The 3,005-nt window shown below is 44.5% G+C and carries 1 protein-coding gene; it reads right to left on the bottom strand.

Going from position 1 to position 3,005, the window contains the following annotated elements; translation table 11 throughout:
- Nucleotides 1-2,819 (bottom strand): inverse autotransporter beta domain-containing protein (locus tag AB5Z05_RS12830; protein ID WP_368151765.1); only part of this gene is annotated, 2,819 nt, incomplete at its 3' end.
- Between the last annotated feature and the right edge of the window lie 186 nt (nt 2,820-3,005).

The following is a 3,005-nucleotide window of genomic DNA, read 5'->3' as shown; positions in this document are numbered from 1 at the left end:
CCGGAGGCATCGGTGGTCACCGGATTGCTGCCCACCAGGCTCGCGCCGTTGTCGGCACTGAAAGTCACCGGCTCATTTTCCACCACGCTGCCATCAGCACGGGTCACAATGACCTGCACCTTGTTCTTGGCTGCGCCGTCTGCCTGGGCGTTGTCGGTTTCCACGGTCATGTTGCCAGCGGTGATCTGCACGTCGCTGCTAAAGGTGACTGACGCATTCGCCTGCTTGCCATTATCCAATTGGGCGGTCACGGTGCTCAGCCCCGCAGTCAGGCTAGTCAACCGCCCACGCGCTATACCTTGTGTGTCAGTAGTTACCACGACGTCCTGCATGATCGCGCCATTGCTGGCTCGGAAGCTAACGTTGAGTCCTGCCATAGGTGCGTCGCTGTCATCCACAACTGTGGCTTTCACCACATTTGTCATATGACCATCGGCAAGCACTCCATCGTTCTCTACGATTAGTGCATGATCCTTGAAATCCCCCGGTACAAGACTCTCCTGAAAACTAATCAGAGCAAACGCTCGCTTACCGTTATCCAACTGTGCAGTTACTGTGCTTAAACCAGGCGTAAGACTACTTACTGTCGTCTCGGCGACCCCCTGTTCATCGGTCACTACTTCCGTGTTAATCACTGTTGCGCCACTATCTGCACTGAAGCTAACCCTTTGACCGCTTAGTCCACTTCCTGAAGCATCAACAACGATCGCTCTAACACTGTTGGTAGCTGAGCCATCAGCAACGGCGTTATTGCTGACAATAGAAAGTGTGGCATCTTGAAAATGCACGGGATTACTATCGGCAACGATATCTAGTGCCGTTTCTACTAATGGTAATGAGGCGATAGACTTGGCCTGAATACTCACATGACCAAGCAATTGCTCTCTTGTCTGCTTTACCCCGTTTGAAAGCAGCGTAAAAGCATTAATCCAACCACCATCGTCAGATGGTCTTCCTGATTGCACTTCCACGATCAATGCTGGATCTGTTGTTTTGATAACGCTCTCTATGGGAGCTACAGACAGGACAGTATCCCCAAGCTTACGCTCCAACACCCATTCAACTGTGATGGGATCGGATGACCGATTTGCCACCCCAGTGACGGGAACAGATGACAGATTTATCACCCCATTTGGGTGGCTTGTTACTTTTACTTGCCTTTCAAAGGCAGCAACATCTGCATGCACAATAGTAGAGATAGGTTCAGAGCTAATGACTTGGCCATTTCTTAGAGTCACATCAAGATAGAGGGTATACTCAGCAATGAGTGTATCTACTGGAAGCAACGGAAGTGTTACCAAGGGTGATGGGATCGACACATCATTGAAGCCTTGAAGCAGGTCTGGCATACCTAATGGGGAGACTGCTCTCCAGTGCCATGACGTGATTTCTGCCCCTCCAGTTATCACGGGCGACAGTTGAAGAACTTGTCCTGACTGGCCATAAATAGCAGCATGAGAGACTGCAACATTGCTACTCTTTTTCCTGTACTGGAGTACGATTTCATTATTTCTTTCAACCAAATCGTGACGCATGCCAGTGACCAGCCGGTCTTTTAGCACTTGGCTAGAGTTAAATAGTTGGGAAAAAGATGAACCAAGTTTAAAGTTAAAGCTCAGCTCGATGCCAAGTTCAGAACCTGCATTTTTAGTCCACTTGTTCGCAAGTCCAGCGGTAACAAACGGGAAAGGAGTCCACTCGATACCCAAAGCTGAAGAATAAGGACTTTTTTCTAGCTTGTTAGCAGATTGGATAGCTATTTCATTACCAAAATACTGCTCATGAGTAGCAGTAGCAGCCAGTTGAGGATACGAAGGTAAGTAAGCTTTTAACCGTGCATCGATCCCTTTCGCAGGCCGCTCTTCATATTCATCAAGATCTACCGAGCTTTTCCAACTTGACAACGGATGATAGTAGTTTAGTGCTGCTTTAAAATGATCCGCAGCGCCCTCTAAACCGAACCCGAGACGATTATGCCCCCTTTTAAGTTCATGATCAAAAAATGAGTTATAACCAATCATCCAAGTGTTATCAACGTAACGATGACCTACACCAAAATTGAAGAAATTACGATTTGACTCACTATTTTTTCGTATCCCTGATTGAAAAAAAACAGTGTTATGCTCATCATCATACAAAGAATAAAGAGCATCCAAAGAGTAACCTGACAATTGCAATTCATTGTCTAAATCAACAACACTTTTAACAGTACCAAAGTCATTTGACAGAGCAGAATCTACGTAAGTCGTGACATATGAAGATGCAAGTGAATTGGCTTGGTTAATCCAATAGTCACGCTCAGAATCAACTGATATTCTGGTAGCATTTTCTTCATGGGACTTAAATTGACTATTGCTTAATGTAGAATGAAACTTAGAGGCATAAGTATCTTCATCTGTAAGATCAATTTTTGTACCTTCATTAAACGGCGCTGCAAGTCTAATAGCTTGCGTAGCTAAATAATCATCCATATCTTTTGCAAGCAAGGATTGTTCACCTTTAACTGCTTGCGAACTGCCAAGCTCAGGCAGATCAGACGCTATTGCTTTTGTAACCCCCAAGAAAGATGGTACAACGACCTGAAATAATTGCAATGATATTAACAATGAAGACAACCACTTGTTGCCACGAATCTCATCTCTCGACATAAAATCACATCTCTTGTGTTTGTTTGTTCGTTTTGCTGCTTTGCTGCTTTTCTGCTTTTCTGCTTTTCTGCTTTTCTGCTTTTCTGCTTTTCTGCTTTTCTGCTTTTCTGCTTTTCTGCTTTTAATAAAAAATCCATGCTGGTATATAAAAAGCAGTAAACATGAAAACAATCACCAATAAAATGTACAATGATATAAATGCACCAATCGTGAATCGATAGGTGCAATAATTACAGGTTGCATTTTTTTCAGTGATCGCCTTTAACTTCCGACAAATTGGCTTTTTCATATACGATTACCGCTCTCTACCATAAAGGAGGTTGCAAGATATTGCCCCCCCCCAATACGAAATAACAC

The organism is Aeromonas sp. R2-4 (assembly GCF_040908365.1).
GTDB lineage: Bacteria > Pseudomonadota > Gammaproteobacteria > Enterobacterales > Aeromonadaceae > Aeromonas > Aeromonas veronii.
Note: the sequence above shows the minus strand (reverse complement) of the source record. Positions and strands in the feature narration are given on the sequence as shown.